Here is a 22,186-nt window from a genome sequence, read left to right as displayed (position 1 = left end):
CACGCCTGCCAGTCCATGGCGAGACCTTACTGCCGCGGCCGGGTCAGGGCTCGGCGGTGAAGGCCGGGATCCAGTTCGGGCGGTCGAGTACATCGGTCCAGCCGGTCAGCGGGGTGACCGCCTGCTTGCCTGCCACACTCACCAGCACCAGGCGGTACCGGGATTTGCCGCCTGTTTCGCGGTCCTTGGCCCAGGCGATCAGATGGGTGTCGTCCGCCCAAGCCAGCGACCGCATGATGTGGTGATCGCCGGACGGCCTCAGCAGGGTGGTGTCGCCGGAGACGACGTCCACGACGAAGGGCGACGAGCCGCTCTTGCCGCCCTCGGCCAGCCACCGGCCGTCGGGGGACAGCCCTGCGGGCTGGTCGCTGAAGGACTCCTGGGCGGGGCCGGTGCGGGGCTGCCCGGTCAGGTCGTAATAGCTACGGGGCTGCTGGGCGGCGCCGGTGTCCTCCCAGATCAGCGAGCCGTCGCGGCTCCAGGACAGATCGGCGCGCAGGCCGGCGGCGTCCGGGCCGCCGGGCAGGCGGTGGAAGGTGGCCGTGCCGCTGCCCGTGTCCACGATGTAGAAGCCGGTTCTCACCTCCCGCGCGTCCGGTTCCGCGCCGGGGTCGGCGTCGAGGCCGGGGACCTTGTCGTAGGCGGTGACCAGCAGGCGCCGCCCGTCCGGAGACCAGACGACGCTCCCGGCGGCGGCCCCGTCGAGGTCGATCCAGCGCCGTACGGTGCCGTCGGCGGTGTCCAGCAGGCCGATCCGGCGCGCGGGCAATGCCTTTTCCAGCACCGCGGCCGTCCGGCCCCCGGGCGCCACGTCCACCCATCCCCACGGCGTCGCCGTGTAGGTGCCCGAGGCGGGGGCGATGACGCTCCAGGAGCAGTCGCCCGAAACGCAGGAGGCGTACGCGCTGAGCGTGGCACGCCCGGCGGCGACGCGGGTCAGCGGGATGGGACGGCCGGGATCGGCCGACACGCCGGGCACGTCGCGGAGCACGCTGTCCGCGACCTGTGGAGCATCCTGCCCGATGAGGGAGGGCACCGTGAGCACGCCGACGGTGACCGCGGCGACCAAGGCCGCAGCGGCCGTCGTCGCCGTCCTGATCCGCATGCGCGTACGTTGCCGCCACGCGGCATGCGCCATCCCGGCCGGCATCCTGGCCTGGTCGGCCACCGTACCGAGGGCGTCTTTCACCAGCTCGTCAGGGGACATGTCGTGGTTCCTTCCGGGCGGGGTCACGGTGCGGCCTTGGAGCGGTTGTACAGGTCGTGGAGCTCGGGGCACAGCTGCAGGAGCCGGGCCAGAGCCCGGTGGGCGGTGCTGCGAACCGTGCCGATGCTGCAGCCGAGCGTGGCGGCCACGGTCGACTCCGAATGGTCTTCGAAATAGCGGAGCACGAGCACGGCCCGTTGTTTGGCGGTGAGTTTGCCGAGCGCCTGCTGGACCATGATCCGGCGCTCGACGTCGTGCGTCCCGTCCGCGCTCTGCCGGTCGGGAACCTCCGGGACGGCGAACTCCCTCCTGCGTCGCCACCAGGAAATCTGCTGGCGGTACATCACCTGCCGGAGATATCTGTCGGGATCGTCGATCCGGTTCCACTTGACGGCGGTCTTGGCGAGGCTGGTCTGCAGCAGGTCTTCGGCCGCGTGCTGATCGCCGGCAGTCAGCAGGTACGCCAGACGCATGAACGCCGGTGAGCGCGCCGACACGAACTCGTGGAACTCTCGCTGGTCCGCGGAATCCATGATCACCTCTGGCCGCTCGCCGAAGCGATGCCGCTGAAAACGGTCCGGGAGCGGGAAACCTCGCCGCCGAGCGGCCAAGTGCTCCGCCACAGCGATGGCCGCTGCTTGGATGTCGTGGGTTTCACCGCGGCCGGAGCTCCGCTCTTCTTGACGAACGAGTACAAATCACGCATTAGGTCGGCAATCAGGTAGATGCATGTTTCCTGCCACTTGTTCGGACCTACGGGACGGCGGCCAGGCCCGGTGGCCGGGCGTTGACCTGTCATAAGGACGCGGCAGGGTGCGGCAATCTTTGCGACCGATTTGCTCGTTCGAGCTGCGGGAGCGCGGGGACGGCGTCAGGACGTGGCGGGGCCGAGCAGCTTGACGTTGCCGAGCGCCACGCCGGTGGCCCGGTTCAGGTAGTCGGCGATGAGCTCCAGCTCGTCGTCGGTGTAGCCGGCCAGCAGTTCGCCGTAGGCCGTGCCGGGGCGTTCCCATGCCTCGGCAACCCTCGCCCGCACCTCCGGCGTCAGCGCCACCAGGGACCGCCGGCGATCATTGGGATCGGCCTGCCGCACCGCCAGCCCGGCCTTCTCCAGGCGGTCCACCAGCCGTGACGCCGAGCCCGGCGTCAGCCCCGTGATCTCGGCGATCCGTCCCGTGGTGACCGGCCCGCTCTCCCGGTCGAGCAAGGACAGGCACTGCAGATCCGTGGGATGCATCCGCAGATGATCGGCCATTGCCTGGTTGAACAGCACGTACGCCGCATAGTGCCGCTGACTCTCGGCGACGATCCGCTCCATCAGCTCCTGCCGGTTTGACATGAGCCCTCCCTGTCTGCCAACTTGTGTGCGTGGCGCAATATATGCGCCACGAATATACTTTAGTAGGAATCATGACTATTCTCATCACCGGCGCCCGTGGCGCTGTCGCCAAGCACCTCGCCGCCCTCCTGCGCGAGCGCGGCCTCGACATCCGCACCGCCTCCAAATCCCCGGGCGCCGACGTCGTCTGCGACCTCGGCGACGCCAGCACCTTCCCGGCCGCGCTCAAGGGTGCCACCTCGGTGTTCCTGTACGCCGACCCCGCCCACATCGACGCGTTCGTCAAGCAGGCCGCCGAGGCCGGCGTCGAGCACATCGTGCTGCTGTCGTCGTCGGCAGTTCTCGCCCCCGACGCGGAGTCCCAGCCGCTGGCCAAGTCCCACCTCGACGTGGAGCACGCCCTGTGGGCGAGCTCGATCAAGGCCACGACGCTGCGCCCGGGCTCGTTCGCGTCCAACGCCCTGTCCTGGACCTGGACGATCAAGTCGGGCAAGCCGATCAGCCTGCCCTACCCCGGTTCGCACACCGACCCCATTCACGAGGCGGACGTCGCCGATGTCGCGCTGGCCGTCCTGACGAACAATGAAATATCCGGCAAGCCGTATACGCTCACCGGCCCTCAATCACTCACATTCGCCGAGCAGATCGCCGTGCTCGCCGAAGTGACCGGCGTCCCCATCGAGGCCCGGCCGGTCACCCGCGAGGAGTGGAAGGCTGAAATGGCGGACTACATCCCAGCCCAGTTCGCGGACGGGCTGCTCGACTGGTGGCAGTCCACCGATGGCCGCCCCGTCCAGCTCACCGACGCCGTCGAGCGGCTGACCGGCCACCCCGCCCGTACGTTCGCCACCTGGGCGGCCGACCACGCCGGCGACTTCAGCTGAGTCGGCTTGCCCAGCTTGCCGCATTCCACTATCAGACGCTGTGGTTGAGTGTTCGCAGCGCTCGATTTGGAGGATGTGTGCGGGTTACGGTGTTGGGAGGCTGCGGGGCGTGGCCCGCGGCGGGGCAGGCGTGCAGCGGTTACCTGGTCGAATCCGACGGGTTCAAGGTGCTGATCGATCCGGGGTACGCCACGTTGCCCAGGTTGCTGGAGTTGGCCACGGCCGCGGAGATCGATGCGGTGCTCGTGAGCCATGGTCATCCCGACCACTGCGCCGATCTGAACCCGCTGCTACGTGCCCGCGCTCTGGGGGACGTACGGCCGCCCGCACTGCCGGTCTACGCGCCGGCCGGGGCACTGGACGCCGTTCTCCGGCTGGACAACGCACGGATGCTGGCCGGCAGCTTCGTGCCGCATGACCTGGAGCCGTCGCGTGCCTTCGAGGTCGGGCCGTTCCGGGTGGACACGTGGGCGTTGCCGCACCACGTACCGAACGCCGGGCTGCGGCTGACCGGCGGCGGCAAAGTGATGGCCTACACCGGTGACACCGGCCCGGCCGATGCGCTGGTGGATCTCGCCAAAGATGCCGACTTGCTGCTGGCCGAGGCGACTTATCCGGAGGAGGTGCCGGAAGAGGACGCGCCATACCTGTCCACCGCACTCGGGGCGGGACGGACCGCGGCAGCGGCCGGTGTGGCGCGGCTGCTGCTCACGCATCTGTGGCCCGACACCCCGCCCGAGCCCGCGCTGGCCGCCGCGGCGCGGTCGTACTCCGGCGATCTGGCAGTCGCCTCCGGGGGCGTCACCGTGCTCTTGTGAGCAGCGGATCACTGCCGGGCGCGTCACCGTGCTCTTGTGAGCAGCGGATCACTGCCGGGCGCGTGTCAGCGCCAGCACGTCGGCCAGTTGCCGTGGCGTCGGCAGGATGCGCAGCGCCTCGTCGATCTCGTGTTCCGCCCACTCGCGGTGCCGCCGCTCGGCTCGCGGGTCGAGCGCGACGCGCGCCTGGACCAGCAGGAAGTTCAGCCGGGACGCGATCAGCATCGAGAAGTCCGCCGGCTCGGTGATGCGCCCCGGCCCGCCCGCGTCCACGTACGCCGCGTACATCTCGCGTACGGCGTCGAGGTCGGCCGATCCGTCGCAGAACCAGTCGAACAGCGCCCGGGCCAGCTCCCGGCCCGGTGCGGCCGGTCCGAGGTTGTCCCAGTCGACGACCACCAGCGCACCGGCGGGCTCGGCGAGGACGTTCTCCGGGTGCAGGTCGCGATGGCAGACGATCAGCCCGGCGCGGTCGGCGGGGGCGATCGCCGCGCACAGCTCGGGCAGCGTGGCCAGCCGCTCGGCGAGTCGCGCGGTCCACGCCGCGCCCGACGCGGCGGCCGGCGCCCACGCGCGCGGGTCGGGGACCCGGTCGTACCAGGGGTCGGGTGGCCCGCCGCCCGGCTCGGCGGTCATGACGGGGGCGCACCGGTGCAGGCGCGCCAGCAGCGCCCCGAGCTCGCGCGGCGTGGCGGGCGCCGTCAGCTCGACCGGTCGCAGGTCGATCCAGTCGTACAGGCGCAGCCACATCCCGCCGGGCGCCGTGAGCAAGTGGCGCCCTTGGCGGTCGGGGTGGCTCGCCGGCAGCCGCACCCCCGCTTCGGCCGCCTGTCGCGCGAACGCCAGCTCCGCCTCGATCAACGCCTCCGACGGGGGCTCAGCGAAGATCTCCTTGAGCGCGTAGCGTGCCGGGCCGACGTCCAGCCGCCAGATCTGCCCCAGCGCGCCCCGGGGTCCAGGCGAGACCACGACGTCCTGATCCCACCCGAACGCCTCCCGCACGTACGAGACCAACTCCTCGACCACGATCAGACCTCCCGCCACGGGCAACGGTACGGTCGGTACCTAGGTATGCGGAATAGGTACCTATATGGGGATTTCTCACCTCTCCTTGTGGTGGCTTGTGCGGGCATTGTCATGGCGTGGGTTGTGAAGGCTCACCGGAAGGTAGATCAGGGGACGCATCATGCTCGCTGCGCGACGGGGTGGTGTGTTTTGGACGACGCACGTGAGCTTGCACGGGCCGGGCGCGGTGTTCCGGCCTTGGGAGATCACTGGGGAGTGCGGCATGAGTAGATTTTCGTGGAGCGGGATCGTGGCGGCGGTGTCCGGTGGGCGTTGTGCGGTGCGCCGGACGGCTTCGTGGTGGCTTTCGGCTGAGCTTAGTTCGGTGGGCAGGGCGCGTCGGTTGACGCGGAGGAAGCTGACGGCGTGGGGTTTCGGCGATCAGGTGGAGGTCGCGGAGTTGCTGGTCAGTGAGCTGGTCGGCAATGCGGTTGAGCATGGTTGCGGGCGGGTTCGCCTGAGTTTCGTCGCTGAGGACGGGTTGCTGCGTTGCGAGGTTGAGGATGAGGATCCTGAGCTGCCGCGGATGGGCTGGGCCGAGGTCGATGACGAGGGCGGGCGCGGTTTGTTCTTGGTCGACGTGTTGTCGTGCTGCTGGGGCGGTGTGCGGACCTCTCGTGGCAAGGCCGTGTGGTTTGAGCTTCCGGCTTCCGCTCATGCCGAGGCCGAAGTCGGCTCCCTGGATGCTTTGGCGGCGTTCGCCGTTTGATCTCTGAGCTTTTCTGACCCCCCTCCCCGGGACGCCGGAGCCGTACAGGCCTGCCCCTATCCAGTGCGGCTCCGGCGTCCCAACCCCCACAGCCGGGCCGTCGCACAGGCGTTCCCCGTAGGCACCTAGTAGGTGGAATAGGTACCTATATGGGGATTTCTCACCTCTCCTTGTGGCGGCTTGTGCAGGCATGCTTGTGGTCTGGGGAGAGTGTGGCATGAGTAGATTTTCGTGGAGCGGGATCGTGGCGGCGGTGTCCGGTGGGCGTTGTGTGGCGCGCCGGACGGCTTCGTGGTGGCTTTCGGCTGAGCTTAGTTCGGTGGGCAGGGCGCGTCGGTTGACGCGGAGGAAGCTGACGGCGTGGGGTTTCGGCGATCAGGTGGAGGTCGCGGAGTTGCTGGTCAGTGAGCTGGTCGGCAATGCGGTTGAGCATGGTTGCGGGCGGGTTCGCCTGAGTTTCGTCGCTGAGGACGGGTTGCTGCGTTGCGAGGTTGAGGATGAGGATCCTGAGCTGCCGCGGATGGGCTGGGCCGAGGTCGATGACGAGGGCGGGCGCGGTTTGTTCTTGGTCGACGTGTTGTCGTGCTGCTGGGGCGGTGTGCGGACCTCTCGTGGCAAGGCCGTGTGGTTTGAGCTTCCGGCTTCCGCTCATGCCGAGGCCGAAGTCGGCTCCCTGGATGCTTTGGCGGCGTTCGCCGTTTGAGATCAGCCGGCGGTGGCTTCCGTGGCCGGGGTCGGTGCGCTCTGCGGTTCGCGCTCTTCCTGCGGGGCGGGAGGGGCGAACATCAGCCGCAGGCCGAGGAAGGCACAGAGCGGGCCGAGGGCGCACATCGCGGCAGAGCTGACGAAAGAGGCGGCCAGGTTGTCGGAGGCGAAGCCGAACCCGCCGAAGTAGGTGGCGAACAGCGACGCGAAGCCGAAGAACATCCCGGGTATGAGGGAGAGCGCCTCGATGCGGCCGGCCGCCAGCAACGTGCCGTTGACCACGAAGATGACCAGCCCCAGAGCCACGGTCCGGCCCAACGTCCCGGTGCCGAACATGTCGCCCGTCGCGCGGTTCAGCAGAATGGCGGCCACGCCGAATCCCGTTCCGGCGGTGGTGGCGGTGATGAGCTTCACCGCGTTGGCCTTGGTGGGACCGCCTAGGAGGAAGGTGCCGGCCCAGGTGATGAAGATGGCCCAGGTCGGCAGGTTGAGCGGGCTCACGGCGAGGAAGACGGTGGCGAAAGCGACGATTGAGGCGCTGACCTCATGAGGCAGGCGGATGCGCATGACTGGGCTCCAATGCGGCGGGCTTGCTGGTGCAGGAGAAGTCTTGGATCGGGGTAGCGGTGCCGGCGGCCGGTGCCGGCCGCCGGCTGGTGCGCGATGCCGGATGCCTAGTCCAGGCCGCCCGGCTTGGCCAGCAGCTCACGCAGGGCCACGTCGATGAACGCGGTGTCCTTCGGATTGCTGCCGTGGCCGGCGAAGTGGCCCCAGATGCCCGGGATCACGCGGAGTTCGGCGTTGGCCATGTGGCCGACCGCCCAGGCCTCGTCCTCCGGCGGGAAGTAGAGGTCCTTCTCCGCGGGCATCACGATCGAGGTCGCCTTGATGGAGGCGAGGGCGGCCTCGGTGTCGCCGTCGAAGCCGGGGGTGCGGCCGACATCTCCGTTCTGCCAGGTCCAGAGCATGGTCAGCAGGTTGTTCGGGTCCCGGCCGTCGAGGAAGAAGCCCTCCCAGAAGCCGACGAGGAAATCCTCCAGGGAGGTGTAGCCGAGATCCTCGTACACCTTCTCCCAGTAGAAGGCCTGCGAGAATCCCCACCCGGCGTAGACCCTGGCCAGGGCGCGCAGGCCGGTGGTCGGTAGTTGCTCGCCGTACCAGCCGCCGGCGAAGACGGAGTCGGCCATCAGGGCCGCCTTGACGCCTTCCAGGAAGACGATGTTGTGGATGCTGGTACGCGGTGAGCCGCAGAACGGGGCGATCCGCTCGACCATCTCCGGGTGGCTCACCGCCCACTGGTAGGTCTGCCCGGCGCCCATGGACCAGCCCGTCACCAGGGCCACCCGCTCGATGCCGAACACCTCGGTCACCAGCCGGTGCTGCGCCGCGACCTGGTCGTAGACCGTGAGCTTCGGGAAGCGCGCCCGGTCGTAGGGGGCGGGGGTGTTGCTCGGCGAGGTGGACAAGCCGTTGCCGAGCATGTTCGGAACGATGATGAAGTACTGGCCCGGGTCGAGTGCCATGCCCTCCCCGATGAGCCACTCGTTGTCCCAGTGCCGCCCGGAGTACCAGGTGGGGTAGACGATGACGTTGCTCTTGTCCTCGTTGAGCTCGCCGTACGTCTTGTAGGCCAGGTGGGCGCCGCGGAGGGTGGCACCGTGCTGGGTGGTGAAGTTGCCCAGGTCGAAGGTCTGATGGTCGTTCATGGGTGGGCCTCGCTCTTTCTGAAGACAGGTGAACGGGGAGAGGTCAGGAGGTGACCGCGCACCGGCCGCGGTCCGCCTTGTGCGGGCCCTCGGCCGTGGGGCGGATGTCGAAGTCGAAGATCGCGGTGGGCAGGTAGAGCGTGCTGCACGCGTTGGGGATGTCCACCACGCCGCTGAGCCGGCCCTCGATCGGTGCCGAGCCGAGCAGGAGGTAGGCCTGCTCGCCGCTGTAGCCGAAGGTCTTGAGGTACTCGACGGCGTTCAGACAGGCGTTGCGGTACGCCATGGTGGCGTCGAGGTAGTGGTTGGTGTCGGTGGAGTGGTCCACGGAGATGCCGACGAACGAGAGGAACTCGCTGTAGCGGGGCTCGACGTTGCCGGGCATGAAGATCGGGTTCGTGGTCACGCCGTACTTCTCCATGCCGCCCTTGATCAGGTCGACGTGGAGGTCCAGGAACCCGCCCATCTCGATGGCGCCGCAGAAGGTGATCTCCCCGTCGCCCTGGCTGAAGTGCAGGTCACCGGCGGACAGCAGGCCGCCGGGCACGTGCACGGGATAGAAGACCCGGGAGCCGCGGGTGAAGTTCTTGATGTCGTGGTTGCCGCCGTTCTCCCGGGCCGGCACCGTGCGGGCACCCTCGCGGGCGACCCTGGCCGCGTCCTCGCCGGTGAGCGGGCCGGCCAGCGCGTTGTCCGCCAGCGGCGGCAGCGCCAGCGCCGGCACCCGGTACGGATCGGTGTCGATGAGGGCCTGTTCCCGGGCGTTCCAGCGGGCCAGCAATCCGGCGGACGGGGCGGTGCCCATGAGCCCGGGATGGGTGATCCCGGTGTACCGGACCCCGGGGATGTGCCGCGAGGTGGCCATCTGCCCGTGGAAGTCCCAGATGGCCTTGTACGAGTCCGGGAATTGATCGGTGAGGAACCCGCCGCCGTTGTCGCGGGAGAAGACGCCGGTGTACCCCCAGCCCGAGCCTGATCCGTCGCTCGTCGGCTGCGGGATCGGGCCCAGATCGAGGATGTCCACGATGAGCAGGTCTCCCGGCTCCGCCCCTTCCACCGCGATCGGACCGCTCAGCATGTGCGCGTGGGTGAGGTCGACGTCGCGGACGTCATTGGCCGAGTCGTTGTTTCCGATCTGGTTGTCGGTCCAGTCCCTGCATTCGAGACGGAACTCCGAACCCGGCGACACGGTGGCGGCCGGCGGGATGTCCGGGTGCCAGCGGTTGTGGCCCGGGATCTTCTGGTCGCGCATGGACAGGGTCTGGTCGACGCTGAAGACGACTTCCGGCATGTGCTGCCTCCAAACTGGTTCGCCGATCAGGGCTTCGGCAGAAGGGCGTGTCGGGGGTTGGTGGACACTGCGGGTCCTCGGCGGGATGCGGGCACCTCGCTGACGACGCGCGGTTCGTGCGCGCTCGCCTCCTGGGCATGCAGGGCCCGGGCCAGCGCGGTGGGTGTGCGGGTCAGCATCGGGGAGGTGTAGACGCGCCGGGAGTGGTGGCCGCACGCCTCGCACGGCTCCTCAGGCCGGGCCTCCCCGAGCGGACGCCTCACGTCGAAGGGCCCGCATCCCGCACAGTGGTACTGGTACGCAGCCATGGGCGACCTCCAAAAGCTTGGTTTTGGAAGTATTTTTGCAGGAAGTAAAATCCGGCCGCGCTCAATGTTGCATGCGGGTAAACCCTGGGCGCTAAGGGAGTTGCTGGAGCACGTCCCACTGCAGGCCGTCGGCGGCCGCGAGGAACACCCGCTGATTCAGGTGGCGGTCCCGTACCTGGACGGTGCCGCGCGGGCTTTCGTACTCCAGCCCCTCGGCCATCGCCTGGATCCGCTCCACGTCGACCGCGCCCGCCCGGCGCAGCAGTTCGGTGAGCATGCGCACGCCTTCGTAGCAGGACTCGCCCAGGCTGTTGAGCACCGGCGCCTGCAGTCCGAACCTGCGCCCGTAGGCGGCGGCGAAGTCGAGCCCGGACGCGGTCGGCAGGTCCTCGAAGTATCCCGCCGAGGTCATCAGGCCCCGCGTGTTCTCCGGCCCCGTGGCGAGGAGAACGTTCTCTTCTATCAGCGAACTGAACCGGATGTGGTCTCGATCCAGCCCCGCGCGGCTGAACGCGCGGTTGAAGGCGACGGCGTCGTTGCCGATCAGCAGCATGAGGACGGCTTCGCACCCGCTGATCGCGACCCGGCGCAGGGTCTCCTCGAAGTTCTCGGTGCCCAGCGGCACGTAGATCTCGTCGCACACGACGCCGTCCAGTTCGGCGAGGTAGCGGCGGGCGGCGCGAGCCGAAGATCGCGGCCAGACGTAATCGTCGCCCACGATCGTCCATCGCCGGATTCCCAGCTCGCTCGCGAACCATTCCAGCGTCGGCCGCAGCTGACGATTCGGCGTCTCTCCGGTGAGAAACACCCCAGGGGACCGCTCGCCGCCTTCGTACAGCGCCGTGTAGACGTACGGCACCCGCCCGGCGATGCGCGGCGCGACGACCTCGCGTACCGCGGAGATGTGCCAACCGGCCACGGCGTCGATGACTCCCGTGGAGATCAGCGCGTCGATCTCGTTCGCCACCTGCGCGGGCGGCGCCCCGCCGTCGACGAGCACCAGCCGCAGCTCCTTGCCCAGCACCCCGGACTCGGCGTTGACCTCTTCGGCCGCCAGTTGCGCACAGCATTGGCAGGACGGCCCGAAGATGCCGGCCGGCCCCTGGAGGGGTATCACGAGGGCGACGTCCAGCGTGTCGCGGCTCCCGGGTCCCCCCGGAGAGCCGGCCCACAGGCGCGCCTTCTCGGTCATAGAGGTAACACTAGCGATTACTTATTACCGGAATATTTCACAGCGGTACGGAATGGTACCGTGGGAAGGATGGCCACCACGACGATCTCTTGGCAGGGAAATTGACGACCCCGGCGACCGTACACCGCGACCTCGACCTCGCCCGGCTTCTCACGCTCGTCGAGCGGAGCGTCGTGCAGAGACTCGGTACGGCGCTGAAGGAGGACAACGCCACCATCGAGGAATGGCGCGTGCTGTCACTCCTGGGCGATGGCAACGGTCATCCGATGATCGAGATAGCCGAGTTCGCGATGCTGCCGCCTCCCACCCTCACCAAGATCATCGATCGCATGGTGTCGTTGACCCTCGTCCATCGCCGGGTGGACGACGCGGACCGCCGGCGCGTGCTGGTGTTCGCGACGGACCGGGGACGCCAGGCACTCGAGCAGTGGACCGCCACGGTGGAACGCCAGTACAACGACATCGTCGACGCCATCGGCGGCGAGGAGGTCGCCCTGCTGAGAGCCCTGCTGACCCGTGTGTCCGGCCGCCTGGGCGGCCAATGACCCGGCTCTCAGGGCCGCCCGGCCCCGCCCGGCTCACTCACCCGTTGTCATCATCGTCATGCCGTCAGGCCCCAACCGGATCGTGAGCTCGCCCTTGATGGGCTTTCCGAGGCGGATCACGGCGCGTTCGCCGTCGATGCGCACCAAGGTCAGCGAGACGCCGTTGAGGTTGGCCGCCCCCTTCGGCCCCGGCTGGGTGTAGGTCCAGGTGCCGGAGGCCAGGTCGAAGACCACCTCCTTCTTGCGGATGCTCCGCACCGTCAGGTCGCCGAAGCCGGCCTTGCGCATGGCACGGGTGTTGAGCCGGATGACATCGCCACGCTCGACCTCGACCTCGCACGCGGCGTCCGAGCAGGCCGCCAGGCGCTTCCCGTCCTTGGGCTTCCGCGTCACGGGGCCGGCGCTGGTCGGGGTGGTCGCCGGCGTCGTCGCGGACGGGGACGGGGACGGGGACACGGATGCGGGGGCGGAGGCAGCGGCACGTGCCGTGGTCGCAGCCGGTGTGTCCGGTTTGTCGGCGGCGCAGGCTGTGAGCAGCACCGCCACCGCAGGCCCGAGCACTGTCCAAAGGGCGGGGCGTCCCGGTCCTCGTGCTGGGTTCATGAGCTTCTGCCTCCCGTCGCTGAGGTCCCCGCAACCTAACAACGCCGGCCTGGGACCGGTCCCGGTCCCACTCCTCCTACCCCATCGACAGCAGCCTGGTCGGCCTGCTCACCGAGGGCGCCCGAGAGCGGTGGCGAGGTCGTCGAGGTGCTCGGCGACCGGGCCCAGGGTGAGCAGGCCGCTGCCCGCCCCGGCCAGCTCCGCCGCCGCGGGGGCGAGCTCGCTGTGGGCGCGCGCCATCGTCTCTTCGTCGCCGACGGCGATCGCCGCTCGCGCGGCGAGGCACCACACGGCCTCGAACAGCAGGTCGCGGGGCGGGTCCGGGAGCCGGTGCAGCGCTGCCGTGACCTCGCTGCGGCGGTCTTGGGCCAGCAGCACCAGGGGGCGTGTCCATGGCTCGTACGGTCCCCAGTCGGTGCGCTCGTCGGCCTTGGCGGGCCGCCCGTGCCGCAGACGCAGGCACAGCAGGGCGAGCGGGAGCAGGCCGCGTTCCAGCCCGGGCATGCCGGCGCCGCCCAATCGGGTGGCGGCGGCCCGGTAGGCCGCCTCGGCCTCGGCCGGTGCGTGCTCGGCCGCGGCGAGCCGCAGCGCCCGGTACCACTCGGTGAAAACGCTCACCAGCGGCAGCTCGTGGCGCTCGGCCAGGCGGTCGGCCGCGGCCGCGTGCGCGTCGGCCCCGGCGAAGTCCGCGAGCGCGCTGCGGGCCTGGAGGCGGATGAGGTGTCCGAGGACCTCGTACGTGGTCAGGTCGTGCCGCGCGGACAGGGCCACCAGCTCGGCGCCGATCTCGTCCCGGCGCGGCGCCAGACCCGCGCGGTGGAAGGTCTGCATGAACACGCCGTTGAGAGCGAACGCCAGCAGGGCGGGGTCGTTCAGGCCGCGGGCGATCTCCTCGCCCTGCCGGGCGGCCTGGGGTCCACGCGCTGAGCGGGTGCCCCGTGACTCCAGGGCGATCGTGGCCAGCAGGCGGGCCTGCACCGCCGGATGCGTGCCCGGCGGGAGGCCGGCCAGGCTACGCTCGGCCGCCGCCACGACCCGCGTGGCCTGCCCCGGGTCGTCGACCCGGGTCCAGATCGCCGGCACGTCGTAGGCGCCGATCATGCGGGCGGTCAGCTCCGCGTCGCCCAGCTCTTCGGCCGCCGCGATGGCGGCCACGCGCTGCTCGCGGGCCGCCTGCAGGCCGCCGGCTCCGGTCACCGCGAGGCTGCGCAGCAGGTCTACCGTCGACTCCAGCCGGGCCCTGGCGCCGGAGGCCACAGTACGGTCGTAGGCGGCGGCCGCCTGCGCCCACACCCGCTCCGCCGCCACGGACGGGACGGCGGCGGAGCGGTCCTCGGTGGCACCCGGCTCCTCCGCCGGGGCGGCGCCGGGGTCGAGGTGGGGAGCGTGGTGGAGGATGTCGCTCTCCAGGCGGCGCAGTGCCGGTCCCGGGTCCACTCCCAGTTGCTCGACGAGGAGCGTACGCGCCCGGCGCAGGACGGCCAGCGCGTCGCCCTGACGGCCGGTGCGATAGAGCGCGAGGGCCAGCAGCCGCCAGGCTTCCTCACGCCAAGGGTGCTCGGCCACGTGCGCGTCCAGGCCCGGCACCGCCGCGGCGGCCAGGCCCAGCGCCAGCCGGGCTGCGGCCTGGCGCTCCAGGGCGTGCAGCCGCAGCTCGGAGAGGCGGGAGCGGTCCGCCCGCGCCCAGGCCTCGTCGGCGAACTCGGCGTACGCGGGCCCGCGCCACCACCCCAGCGCCTCCTCCAGCCGCTCCAGCACATCCGCCGGCGGCAGGGTGGCGGCACCGGTCACCGCCTGCTCGAAACGCCAGGCGTCCACCGCGCCGGGCTGCGGGCGCAACGCGTACCCCGGCCCCTCGGTGACCAGCAGCCGGGCAGGAGTGCGGGGCGGGCGCTCGGGCTCGAGCGCGCGGCGCAACGCGGCCACGAAGGTACGCACCGCGCCCACGGCGCCTGGCGGCGGATCCTCCCACAGGTCCTCGACCAGGCGGGTGACCGGGACGACGCGGCGGCGGGCGATGATCAGCCGGGCCAGCACGGCGCGGTGCCGCGGGCCCTTCAACGCGATCGCGCCGCCGGCAGCGTCCCAGGCCGCCACCGGCCCCAGCACCCCGAACCCGACCTGCACCCCCTGACCGCCCTTCCCGGGGCGTCGCCCCTGCTCACGGTAGCGCGCTCACTGGATGCTCATTCGCGCCCGGCAGGCTTCTCAAGCACCCGGTTCCCTACGGAGAAAGGCGAGACCATGGCGCCTGCCATCGCCGGCTTCACCTACGAGCGCATCCCCGTCGCCGACGGCGTGTCCCTGAACGCGGCCGTCGGAGGCGCGGGCAGCCCGATCGTGCTCCTGCACGGCTTCCCGCAGACCCACCTGATGTGGCGGCACGTCGCCACCGACCTGGCGGCCGACCACACCGTGATCTGCCCCGACCTGCGCGGCTACGGCGCCAGTGACAAACCCGCCGAGGCCGGCGGCGCCACGTACGCGAAGCGCACCATGGCCGCCGACATCGTCGCCCTGGCCCGCGCGCTGGGGCATGAGCGCTTCGCGCTGGCCGGACACGACCGAGGCGCCCTGGTCGCCTTCCGCGCCGGACTCGACCACCCGGCGACGATCACTCACCTGGCCTGCCTCGACGTGCTGCCGACTCTGGACATGTGGGAGGTGATGCGCGGCAGGAGCGCCGCCATCGGCTTCCACCTCTACCTGATGGCCCAGCCCCCGGGCCTGCCGGAGCAGCTGATCGGGGCGAGCCCGGACGCCTTCTTCGGCCACTTCCTCGACCTCTGGGCCAACGACCCGCGGGCGATCCCCGCGGACATCCGCGCCGCCTACCTGGAGGCCTGCCGCGGCGCGGTGCCGTCGATCGTGGCCGACTACCGCGCCTCCGCCGGCATCGACGTCGACCACGACCAGGCCGATCGACAGGCCGGCAACCGGCCGGCGATGCCGGTCACCGTGCTCCAGCAGGACTGGGGCGCCGCCCTCGGCTTCGACGCGGCTGCCCTGTGGCGCACCTGGGCACCGGACCTGCGGCACGTCACCGTCACCTGCGGCCATTTCATGGCCGAGGAAGCGCCCGCCGACGTTGTCGAAGCCCTTCGAGAGCTCCTCACCCGCTGAAGCGCGCCGCAGCCGCCACGGCCACGCTGGCGAGGGCGGTCGCGTACCTTCGTGCCACCGCACCCCGTCCGCCGGGCGGCCATCCGGTGCGGAGGGAGGAGCTCAGGCCACAAGGGCCGCTATCAGCGACACCAGCGCGACCGGTCCCATCACGGCGACCGCCACCGTGGCCGCACGGCGGCCGGGCAGGCCGCGGGCGAGCGTACGCATGGCCGCCTGGCGCACCGCCCCCGCGCCGGGCAGGACGAACAGCCCGAGCGTGAAGGCCCCCGCGGCGAAGGACTCCGCGGCGCTGGTGCTCATCTTGCTGGCCCAGTGCAAAAAGGCCGCGGCGAGGATGCCGAACGCCAGCGCCAGCAGCAGGTGGCCAAAAGTCACGAGCACGGCCTTGAACAGCGTCCGCTGCTCGTCTCCGAAGTGGTATTCGCCGATGCGCAGCGCCAGTGAGAGCGCGACGGCCGCGGTGCCCACGATGACCGGCATGACGACGGTCAGTGCCACCAGAGTGACGAGCAGGAGCACCCCGACGAACCGCCTGCTGAGCCAGAACGGCTGAGGGTCGGCGGGTGGCGTGTACGGCGGGGGTGAGGGCGGGGGCGGCGGGTAGCCCGCCACTTGCCGGTCGGTGCGCGGGATCGGCCGGGCCGAGAGCGTCGCGGGCACGTAAGGCGGCGGCTTCTCCTGATGCCGCTGGCCGTATTCGACCGGTGGCAGCAGGTCGGAGATGACGTCCATGGTCAGCGTGCGGTCGTCCGGCCTCTTGGTGCCGCTCGGCGGGCCGGGCTTCCCGGCAGGGTCGAGCGCCCTGGCCATCCGCAGCAACTCCTGCGCGCTGGGCCGGGCGGCCGCATCCACCTGCAGCGCCCGCGACAACCAGCCGCGTAACCACGCCGGCGCCCGGTCGATCTGCGCCAGTCCCTCCATGATGTTGAAGCAGACCGTCTCGAACGTCCCCGTCCCGAACGGCGGTAGCCCGGTCGCGGCGAAGAACACCGTCGAGGCCAGCGCATGCACGTCGGCCGCCTGGGTGATCTGCGAGTTACGGATGATCTCCGGCGCCAGATAGCCCGGCGTCCCCACGAACATCCCCGACTGCGTCAGTCTGGTCGCGTTCACCAGATGCGCGATACCGAAGTCGATGACCAGCGGTTCCCCATCGACCATCATGACGTTGGACGGCTTGAAGTCCCGGTGAATCACCCCGGCCGCGTGAATGGCCACCAGCGCCTGGCACAACCCCTGGGCGAGCCTGATGACCTCGCGCGCCTCCAAGGCGCCCTCGGCCAGCACGGTCTCCTCCAGCGTGCGGCCCGGCACGAACCTGGTCACCACATATGGCCGGCCGCCCACCAGATCGGCGTCGATCACCTCGGCCACGTACGGGCTGAGCACCCGCCGCATCGTCTCCACCTCGCGGAACAGCCGGTCGCGGGCCTTGAGGTCGGCGGCCACGTGCGGGTGCAGCACCTTGACGGCGACCTCGCGGCCCGCGCCGTCGACACCGAGGTGGACGATCCCCATGCCACCCTCACCGATCTTCCTGACCAGCCGGTAAGGGCCCAGATGCTCTTGAGTCTGAGTGCTCATCCCCGACGTCATCCTCCCGTATTCCCTCAGCCTGCCGACGCTCCGTGCTCACGGCCCTGGAGCCGTCCGCGGCATGTCCCCGACATGCACCGTAAGCGAAGATCGGCGAGAGCGTGGTGGCATCGCACCGGCAGGGGGCACTCGCCTACCGAGGAGCCTACGGCAGCGAGCGCCTCCGTCGCCGCGGTCCGGGCCGTCAGCCGATGGCGGCCAGTGCGCGACAGCGCCCCGGCCAAGAGGCAGCGCTTCTGCGCCGGTCAATCCGCGCGGTCGCGCTGGGCGGCGTACAGGTCGGTGACGCGGGGCGGCGAGCCCTGCTCGACGAGGAGGTTCTCGAGGTCGCCGGTGAAATCCGGGGGAAGCTCGCTGGCGGTGCCGGCGGCACCTTGCACGGCGACGGTCACGCTCCGGGGCGCAACATCCGCGATCTTCACGGCGTACGCGCTGCCGCCGGTGATCCGGACGTTCCAGTGCGCGATCCGTGCCCCGAACAGCGGGCCGGACGCGGCCGAGCCGCCGACGCGGCCGTTGTTCACCAGGGTGATGTCGGTCCGGGCGTTCTCGAACGGCAGCGCCCGGTGGGTGTCGAAGGTGCCCTCGGCCATCCGGCCGCGCCGCCAGACGTTGTCCGACGACAGGCCCTCCAGGTTGAGGCCGTGGTGGACCGCGCCGGAGGGCACCGGGACGGTGAACGCCTCGATCTCGAAGTCGTCGACGAGGTTGTCGTGCGACTGCATTCGGCAGGCGAAGCTGTGGTGAGCGGCCCGTCCGCCGATGACGACTCGAGACAGGGTGATCGACTTGGCGTAGGTGAAGCCGAAGCCGAGGTCGCAGTTCTCCACGCGTACCTCGCTCGCCCAGCAGTCGTGCACGGCCTGGAAGCACACCCCGTTCGAGCCAGGGTGTTTGTTGTGCGCGGTCATCGCGACCACCTCGTTGCGGATGGTCAGCTGCTCGACGCCGCTGTCGTGGACGGTCGGGCCGATCGCCCGCAGGCGCGCCGGCCAGCTGGGACGGAGGTCGTACTTGAGCGGCTGGGCCAAGGCGACCAGACGGTCGCCGAGGATCGCCTCGATCCGGACGGGCCACTGAAGGGAGGCGTACTGTACGTACTGGCCGCCGGAGCCGGTGACGAGTTGCGGTGCCCGGCGCGGCCAGTCGTAGGACAGCGCGCCGGGAATCTCCCCGGCCAGATGCTTCAGCAGGCTCGCGTCCGGCGGGTTGTCGCACTCGAGCATCACCATGTCGCCCTCGCGCAGCCCACTGGTGTCGGAGACCACGAGCGTCCGCTGGCCGCGGGAGGCGGCACCGACCTGCGCCAGGGTGTCACCCAGCAGCCAGCCCTCTGTGCCGGCGAAGTCCTCCGCCTCGGACCGGGCCCGGCGCTCGGCCGCCATGAACCAGATCTGCCCGCCGGTCCACGACCAGCGGCTGTTCCCGTTCGACTGCCGGGCCGGCCGGTAACCGTCGTCCAGCGTCCGGCGGAAGTGCAGCACGGTGGCGTCGCGCCCGGCGCCGCGCAGGACGACGTTGGACCAGTGCATGAAGACCGGCGACAACAGCAAGTAGGTGCCGCGTGGCACCAGCACCACGCCGCCGCCCCGTTCCCCGGCGGCACGCAGCGCCGCGTTGAACGCCGGGGCACAGTCCGTCGTCCCGTCCGCGCGGGCGCCGTGGTCGGTCACGCGGGTCACCACGCCCGGCCGCGGCAGCCTGGCGCCGAGGCGATAACCCGCACGGGATATGTCGGGTATCAGTGGGTGGGATCCGGGCGCCTGCGCCCACTGGTCCAGCAGGGCGGCCGACGCGTCCGCCGGTCGGCTCGTGGTGCCGGTGTCCGAGGCGCGGGCGGGTGCGGCGAGCCCCGCCGCGGCTCCGCTCGCGAGCGCGGGTGCGGCGACGGCCGCCGCCGCGCCGCCGATGAGCCTTCGTCGGCTCGGGTTGGCAGGGTCCTGACGCATGGTGCTCCTCGGAGTCAGTAGTGCGGTGACCGGATGCCTTCACCGGGCCCGGCCTCTCTCAGGCGCTGGGGCCGGCGTCCGCCTTGAGGGTCACAGGGTCGAGGCGGTATGCGGGGGGGGTGTAAAGATAGGACCTTTTGACAGTGATCCCATGGAACGATGAGCCCTGTCAACCCATGTGTTAATTGGAACGACACACGCGGGAAACATGGCACCGGCCACCCCATACATCGGATGGTTCTGCGGAACTTCATAGCCGTACAGGCGGGCTCGCCGACGTGGCGTCATGGACGTTGCGGGGAAGCGGGCGCGTGCGACGGGGTCAGGGCACGCGCCGTACCCGGATGCCGTGCGCGTCGGCGCGTTCGGCGCCCGCCGCGTCGACGTTGGAGATGGGGATCAGGCCCCGGACCTGACCGGCGCGGCCCTCGTCCGTCATGCGGACGACCAGCATGCCGGGGTCGGTGCCGTGTGAGGAGTGCGGATCGCCGGAGAGCGGGTTCGGACCGCGGGTCGACGCGAACACCCATGCGCGGTCAGGGGACCCGGCGAACAGGTCCACCGTCGGGTCGGCGCTGAACGGCGAAGTCAGTGGCACCGTGTTGACACGGGCGCCGGTGCGGCCGTCGAAGACCTCCACCACGTTGCCGTCGCGGTCGCCCACCCAGACGTGGCGGTCCCGGGCGCTGACCGCGGTGCCGTGGGCGTCACGCTCCGGCGAGTCGTCGTCGTAGAGCCGCTCCACGGGAGGCGTGTTCGGCGGGTTCGAGGCGGAGTAGCCGCTCCGTGGCACCCGGAAAACGCTGAACTGGTCGGGGTTGGCGGGGGTGCCGCCGCCCCCGTCGCCGAAGACGGCGCCCTGAGCCTCGATGAAGCCGCAGCCGTTCGCGGGCACGTGATCCTCGTCGTACTCTCCCACGATGGTCATCGGCGTGGTCCGCCAGTCCACGACGAGCATGCCGCCGCCGCGCAGGCTGACGAAGACCGGGCCGTTGTCGGAGGCGATGAACGGGCAGATCGGAGCGTTGTCAGGGCGGATTCCTGGGGACTGGCACGGCGCGCCGCTCGGAGTGGTGCAGCCCGCCAGGTCGAGTGTCGCGGCGGGTTCCTGGGTGAACGCGCCGGCGGCGTAGTCGGTGCGGATCCGCTCCAGCTTCTTGCCGTTCTGGTTGGCGATGATGAGGTGCCGGTCGTCCTCGGTGGGCCAGAGAGCGTGCGCCTGCCGGGCGCCGCCCGCCCCTGTCTCAGTGAGGAGACAGGCGAGCGGCCGCCGTGAGGCGGCGTCGAAGATCACCACGTGGCCGCTCGCGACGAAGGCGAGCGCCGCGTGGGTGTCGGCCTTGTTGAACACGATCATGTGGGGCCTGACCGGGTTCCGGCCGGTGTTCGCCAGGCACAGGGACGACGTGGCGCCGCCGAGGTCGATCACGCCGGTCGGTCGGGCGTCGGAAAGACGCTTGGTGACGTCGTCGCCGTCGTACACGTACACGGTGCCGCCGTGGGCGAGGCCGTTCGTGTCGGACTGGTCGACCAGCCATATCTCGTAGGAGTCCTTGGGGGCTTCGGCCGCCCCCATGACGAGCGTCATCAGAAGCGCGACGATCACGGCACGCCATCTCACGGCGCCTCCTACCTGTCTCCAGTGACATCTCGTCCGCAGTGTCTCCGTGATCTAGCACTGGGACAAGAGTTGATATCTCGCGATTCGGCCGTCGGTACGGTGCCGGCTCACCGGCCGCGGACGTGCGCCCGCGCCGAGGGCAGCGCGAGGAGCACGACGACGAGAACCGAGCCGAGGGTCGTCAGCGTGAGCTTGCCGACGTTCGCGTAGAGCAGCCAGCCCGGCATGACCTGCGTGGCCGCGCCCACCAGGGCCGGCACGTCAATGCGCGCGAGCGCCGGATCGCCCGAGTTCATGAACACAGACTCCAGCAGCGGGGCGACGAACACCTGACCGGGGACGATGACGGCGCCGGCGAGGAAGAGGACCGGCTGCAAGACCCAGGACAGGATGCGGCCGAGGCGCTTGCCGTTCAGGTTGAGCAGGGCCAGGGCCCCCAGGATGAGGACGATCGCGATGGCGAACGGCAGCTCCGCCGTGTTGTTGCCGAAGCTGATGCCGTGCTCTGCCAGGACAGAGGGTGGGAGGCCCTGCCGGGCGACCTCGGCCTCGGCCACCGCCTGAGCGGCGGCGCCGTACGCGAGGACGACGTAGGTTCCGAGCACGAACGGGACGGCGGTCAGTAACTGCACTGCCGCGGCCAGGACGACACTGCGGGGACGCTTGCCGCGGATCACGGTCTTCATGGAGGGGCCTTCCGGTTAGCCGCTTGAACTTTGTGCGAGACGACGGTAATTCGGGACTTGTACTAAGTGCAAGTGCTTTCTGAACTTAGTTCAAAACCCCCTATCCTTGGCGCATGCCTCGTGACACGTTGACCAGGGACCAGATCGTCCGGGCCGCCATCGAGGTCCTGGACGCCGAGGGCGTTGAAGGGCTGAACATGCGGCGCCTTGGCACGTGGCTGGGCGCCGCCGCCACGGCGGTCTACTGGCACGTCAAGAGCAAGGACGAGCTCCTCGTGCTGGCCGCCGACGAGTTGTGGGGCGAGATCGAGCTGCCTGACCCCGTCCAGGTGGGCTGGCGGGAGGCGGCCGCCGTCATGGCGCGCAACCTCCACGCGATGGTCCTCAGGCACCCCTGGCTGGTGACGGCCATGAGTACCCACCTCATCTACGGCCCGGGCAAGGCGCGCCACGACAACCACCTCATCGGGGTCTATGAGGCGGCCGGGTTCAGCGGCAGGCGGGTGGACTGGGCGATGAACGCGGTCTTCGTCTTCGCCCTCGGTCAGGCCCTCGGCGAGGCCTCCGACGCCGCCTGGCGACGAAAGGTCCGCCGCTCCGGTGGCGACCCGGAGGAGCAGGTGCGGGAGGTCGTCGAGCGGATCACCGAGATCGCGTCACTGTTCCCGCGCCTGCGGGCCCGCGCTGAGGCGCCCGGCGACGACGAGCCCGACCAGAGCTTCGAATTCGGCCTCCAGGCGGTCCTCGACGGCCTCGAGGCCCGGCTGGGCGCGCGGTGAGGGGAACGCTCACTCCTGGATGGCGTTCTGGACTCTTCCAGTCGCTCGGGCACCCAG

General features: G+C 70.4%; 22 protein-coding genes. 7 read left to right on the top strand and 15 right to left on the bottom strand.

Annotated elements, in window-relative coordinates; genetic code table 11:
* Positions 1 to 43: 43 nt before the first annotated feature.
* The 3 genes from ACTMTI_RS04105 to ACTMTI_RS04095 all read right to left on the bottom strand — a co-directional run bounded on the left by ACTMTI_RS04105 (position 44) and on the right by ACTMTI_RS04095 (position 2,546).
* Positions 44 to 1,207, bottom strand: coding sequence for a hypothetical protein (locus tag ACTMTI_RS04105; RefSeq protein ID WP_441118257.1), 1,164 nt, complete (start codon positions 1,205 to 1,207; stop codon positions 44 to 46).
* Between the two features lie 23 nt (positions 1,208 to 1,230).
* Complete coding sequence (locus ACTMTI_RS04100; protein WP_441118256.1) at positions 1,231 to 1,740, bottom strand: SigE family RNA polymerase sigma factor; 510 nt, start codon at positions 1,738 to 1,740, stop codon at positions 1,231 to 1,233.
* 338 nt (positions 1,741 to 2,078) lie between these two features.
* Positions 2,079 to 2,546 (bottom strand): MarR family winged helix-turn-helix transcriptional regulator, encoded by a 468-nt coding sequence (locus ACTMTI_RS04095; protein WP_441118255.1) that lies wholly within the window; start codon positions 2,544 to 2,546, stop codon positions 2,079 to 2,081.
* Positions 2,547 to 2,617: 71 nt separating this feature from the next.
* On the opposite strand from ACTMTI_RS04095, the gene ACTMTI_RS04090 reads away from it, so the two are divergent.
* Together ACTMTI_RS04090 and ACTMTI_RS04085 are read left to right on the top strand one after the other, a co-directional pair.
* Complete coding sequence (locus ACTMTI_RS04090; protein WP_441118254.1) at positions 2,618 to 3,430, top strand: NAD(P)H-binding protein; 813 nt, start codon at positions 2,618 to 2,620, stop codon at positions 3,428 to 3,430.
* Between the two features lie 77 nt (positions 3,431 to 3,507).
* Entirely contained in the window at positions 3,508 to 4,248 is a 741-nt protein-coding gene (locus ACTMTI_RS04085) for an MBL fold metallo-hydrolase (protein WP_441118253.1), read from the top strand.
* A 48-nt stretch (positions 4,249 to 4,296) separates the two neighbouring features.
* On the opposite strand, the gene ACTMTI_RS04080 is transcribed toward ACTMTI_RS04085, so the two are convergent.
* Positions 4,297 to 5,292: a phosphotransferase enzyme family protein gene (locus ACTMTI_RS04080; protein ID WP_441118252.1), complete on the bottom strand. Its 996-nt coding sequence runs from the start codon at positions 5,290 to 5,292 to the stop codon at positions 4,297 to 4,299.
* Between the two features lie 244 nt (positions 5,293 to 5,536).
* Here ACTMTI_RS04080 and ACTMTI_RS04075 point away from each other — a divergent pair, with 244 nt between their 5' ends.
* Both ACTMTI_RS04075 and ACTMTI_RS04070 read left to right on the top strand, forming a co-directional pair.
* Positions 5,537 to 6,022, top strand: a complete 486-nt coding sequence (locus ACTMTI_RS04075) for an ATP-binding protein (RefSeq protein WP_441118251.1) — start codon at positions 5,537 to 5,539, stop codon at positions 6,020 to 6,022.
* 217 nt (positions 6,023 to 6,239) lie between these two features.
* Positions 6,240 to 6,725: an ATP-binding protein gene (locus ACTMTI_RS04070; protein WP_441118250.1), complete on the top strand. Its 486-nt coding sequence runs from the start codon at positions 6,240 to 6,242 to the stop codon at positions 6,723 to 6,725.
* Between the two features lie 2 nt (positions 6,726 to 6,727).
* On the opposite strand, the gene ACTMTI_RS04065 is transcribed toward ACTMTI_RS04070, so the two are convergent.
* The 5 genes from ACTMTI_RS04065 to ACTMTI_RS04045 all read right to left on the bottom strand — a co-directional run bounded on the left by ACTMTI_RS04065 (position 6,728) and on the right by ACTMTI_RS04045 (position 11,224).
* Positions 6,728 to 7,294 (bottom strand): DUF1097 domain-containing protein, encoded by a 567-nt coding sequence (locus tag ACTMTI_RS04065; RefSeq protein ID WP_441118249.1) that lies wholly within the window; start codon positions 7,292 to 7,294, stop codon positions 6,728 to 6,730.
* A gap of 107 nt (positions 7,295 to 7,401) precedes the next feature.
* Positions 7,402 to 8,433 carry an alpha/beta fold hydrolase gene (locus ACTMTI_RS04060; RefSeq protein WP_441118248.1) on the bottom strand — a complete coding sequence of 344 codons (1,032 nt, stop codon included), beginning with the start codon at positions 8,431 to 8,433 and terminating at the stop codon, positions 7,402 to 7,404.
* A 43-nt stretch (positions 8,434 to 8,476) separates the two neighbouring features.
* Positions 8,477 to 9,724, bottom strand: a complete 1,248-nt coding sequence (fmdA, locus tag ACTMTI_RS04055) for a formamidase (RefSeq protein WP_441118247.1) — start codon at positions 9,722 to 9,724, stop codon at positions 8,477 to 8,479.
* Positions 9,725 to 9,750: 26 nt separating this feature from the next.
* Positions 9,751 to 10,032 carry an FmdB family zinc ribbon protein gene (locus ACTMTI_RS04050; protein WP_441118246.1) on the bottom strand — a complete coding sequence of 94 codons (282 nt, stop codon included), beginning with the start codon at positions 10,030 to 10,032 and terminating at the stop codon, positions 9,751 to 9,753.
* Positions 10,033 to 10,123: 91 nt separating this feature from the next.
* Positions 10,124 to 11,224, bottom strand: a complete 1,101-nt coding sequence (locus tag ACTMTI_RS04045) for a substrate-binding domain-containing protein (protein WP_441118245.1) — start codon at positions 11,222 to 11,224, stop codon at positions 10,124 to 10,126.
* Positions 11,225 to 11,325: 101 nt separating this feature from the next.
* Here ACTMTI_RS04045 and ACTMTI_RS04040 point away from each other — a divergent pair, with 101 nt between their 5' ends.
* Positions 11,326 to 11,769, top strand: coding sequence for a MarR family winged helix-turn-helix transcriptional regulator (locus ACTMTI_RS04040; protein WP_441118244.1), 444 nt, complete (start codon positions 11,326 to 11,328; stop codon positions 11,767 to 11,769).
* Between the two features lie 33 nt (positions 11,770 to 11,802).
* Here ACTMTI_RS04040 and ACTMTI_RS04035 read toward each other — a convergent pair whose 3' ends face one another.
* The gene (locus ACTMTI_RS04035) at positions 11,803 to 12,162 is read right to left on the bottom strand and encodes a hypothetical protein (RefSeq protein WP_441118243.1); all 360 of its coding nucleotides are present in this window, start codon (positions 12,160 to 12,162) and stop codon (positions 11,803 to 11,805) included.
* A 318-nt stretch (positions 12,163 to 12,480) separates the two neighbouring features.
* Positions 12,481 to 14,499: a BTAD domain-containing putative transcriptional regulator gene (locus ACTMTI_RS04030; protein WP_441118242.1), complete on the bottom strand. Its 2,019-nt coding sequence runs from the start codon at positions 14,497 to 14,499 to the stop codon at positions 12,481 to 12,483.
* A 117-nt stretch (positions 14,500 to 14,616) separates the two neighbouring features.
* Between ACTMTI_RS04030 and ACTMTI_RS04025 the strand changes: the two genes are divergently transcribed.
* Entirely contained in the window at positions 14,617 to 15,495 is an 879-nt protein-coding gene (locus ACTMTI_RS04025) for an alpha/beta fold hydrolase (RefSeq protein ID WP_441118241.1), read from the top strand.
* A gap of 102 nt (positions 15,496 to 15,597) precedes the next feature.
* On the opposite strand, the gene ACTMTI_RS04020 is transcribed toward ACTMTI_RS04025, so the two are convergent.
* The 4 genes from ACTMTI_RS04020 to ACTMTI_RS04005 form a co-directional block, all read right to left on the bottom strand.
* The gene (locus ACTMTI_RS04020; protein ID WP_441118240.1) at positions 15,598 to 17,082 is read right to left on the bottom strand and encodes a serine/threonine-protein kinase; all 1,485 of its coding nucleotides are present in this window, start codon (positions 17,080 to 17,082) and stop codon (positions 15,598 to 15,600) included.
* Between the two features lie 257 nt (positions 17,083 to 17,339).
* Positions 17,340 to 19,043 carry a glycosyl hydrolase family 28-related protein gene (locus tag ACTMTI_RS04015; RefSeq protein WP_441118239.1) on the bottom strand — a complete coding sequence of 568 codons (1,704 nt, stop codon included), beginning with the start codon at positions 19,041 to 19,043 and terminating at the stop codon, positions 17,340 to 17,342.
* Positions 19,044 to 19,365: 322 nt separating this feature from the next.
* Positions 19,366 to 20,664: a hypothetical protein gene (locus ACTMTI_RS04010; protein ID WP_441118238.1), complete on the bottom strand. Its 1,299-nt coding sequence runs from the start codon at positions 20,662 to 20,664 to the stop codon at positions 19,366 to 19,368.
* A gap of 107 nt (positions 20,665 to 20,771) precedes the next feature.
* Positions 20,772 to 21,350, bottom strand: a complete 579-nt coding sequence (locus tag ACTMTI_RS04005; protein ID WP_441118237.1) for a hypothetical protein — start codon at positions 21,348 to 21,350, stop codon at positions 20,772 to 20,774.
* Positions 21,351 to 21,463: 113 nt separating this feature from the next.
* Between ACTMTI_RS04005 and ACTMTI_RS04000 the strand changes: the two genes are divergently transcribed.
* A complete protein-coding gene (locus ACTMTI_RS04000; protein ID WP_441118236.1) occupies positions 21,464 to 22,129 on the top strand; it encodes a TetR/AcrR family transcriptional regulator in 666 nt (221 codons plus the stop codon).
* Positions 22,130 to 22,186: the final 57 nt, after the last annotated feature.

It is taken from the genome of Nonomuraea sp. H19, from assembly GCF_052068215.1.
Lineage (GTDB): Bacteria > Actinomycetota > Actinomycetes > Streptosporangiales > Streptosporangiaceae > Nonomuraea.
The sequence above is the reverse complement of the archived record's forward strand: the minus strand, read 5'-3'. Positions and strand labels throughout refer to the sequence as shown.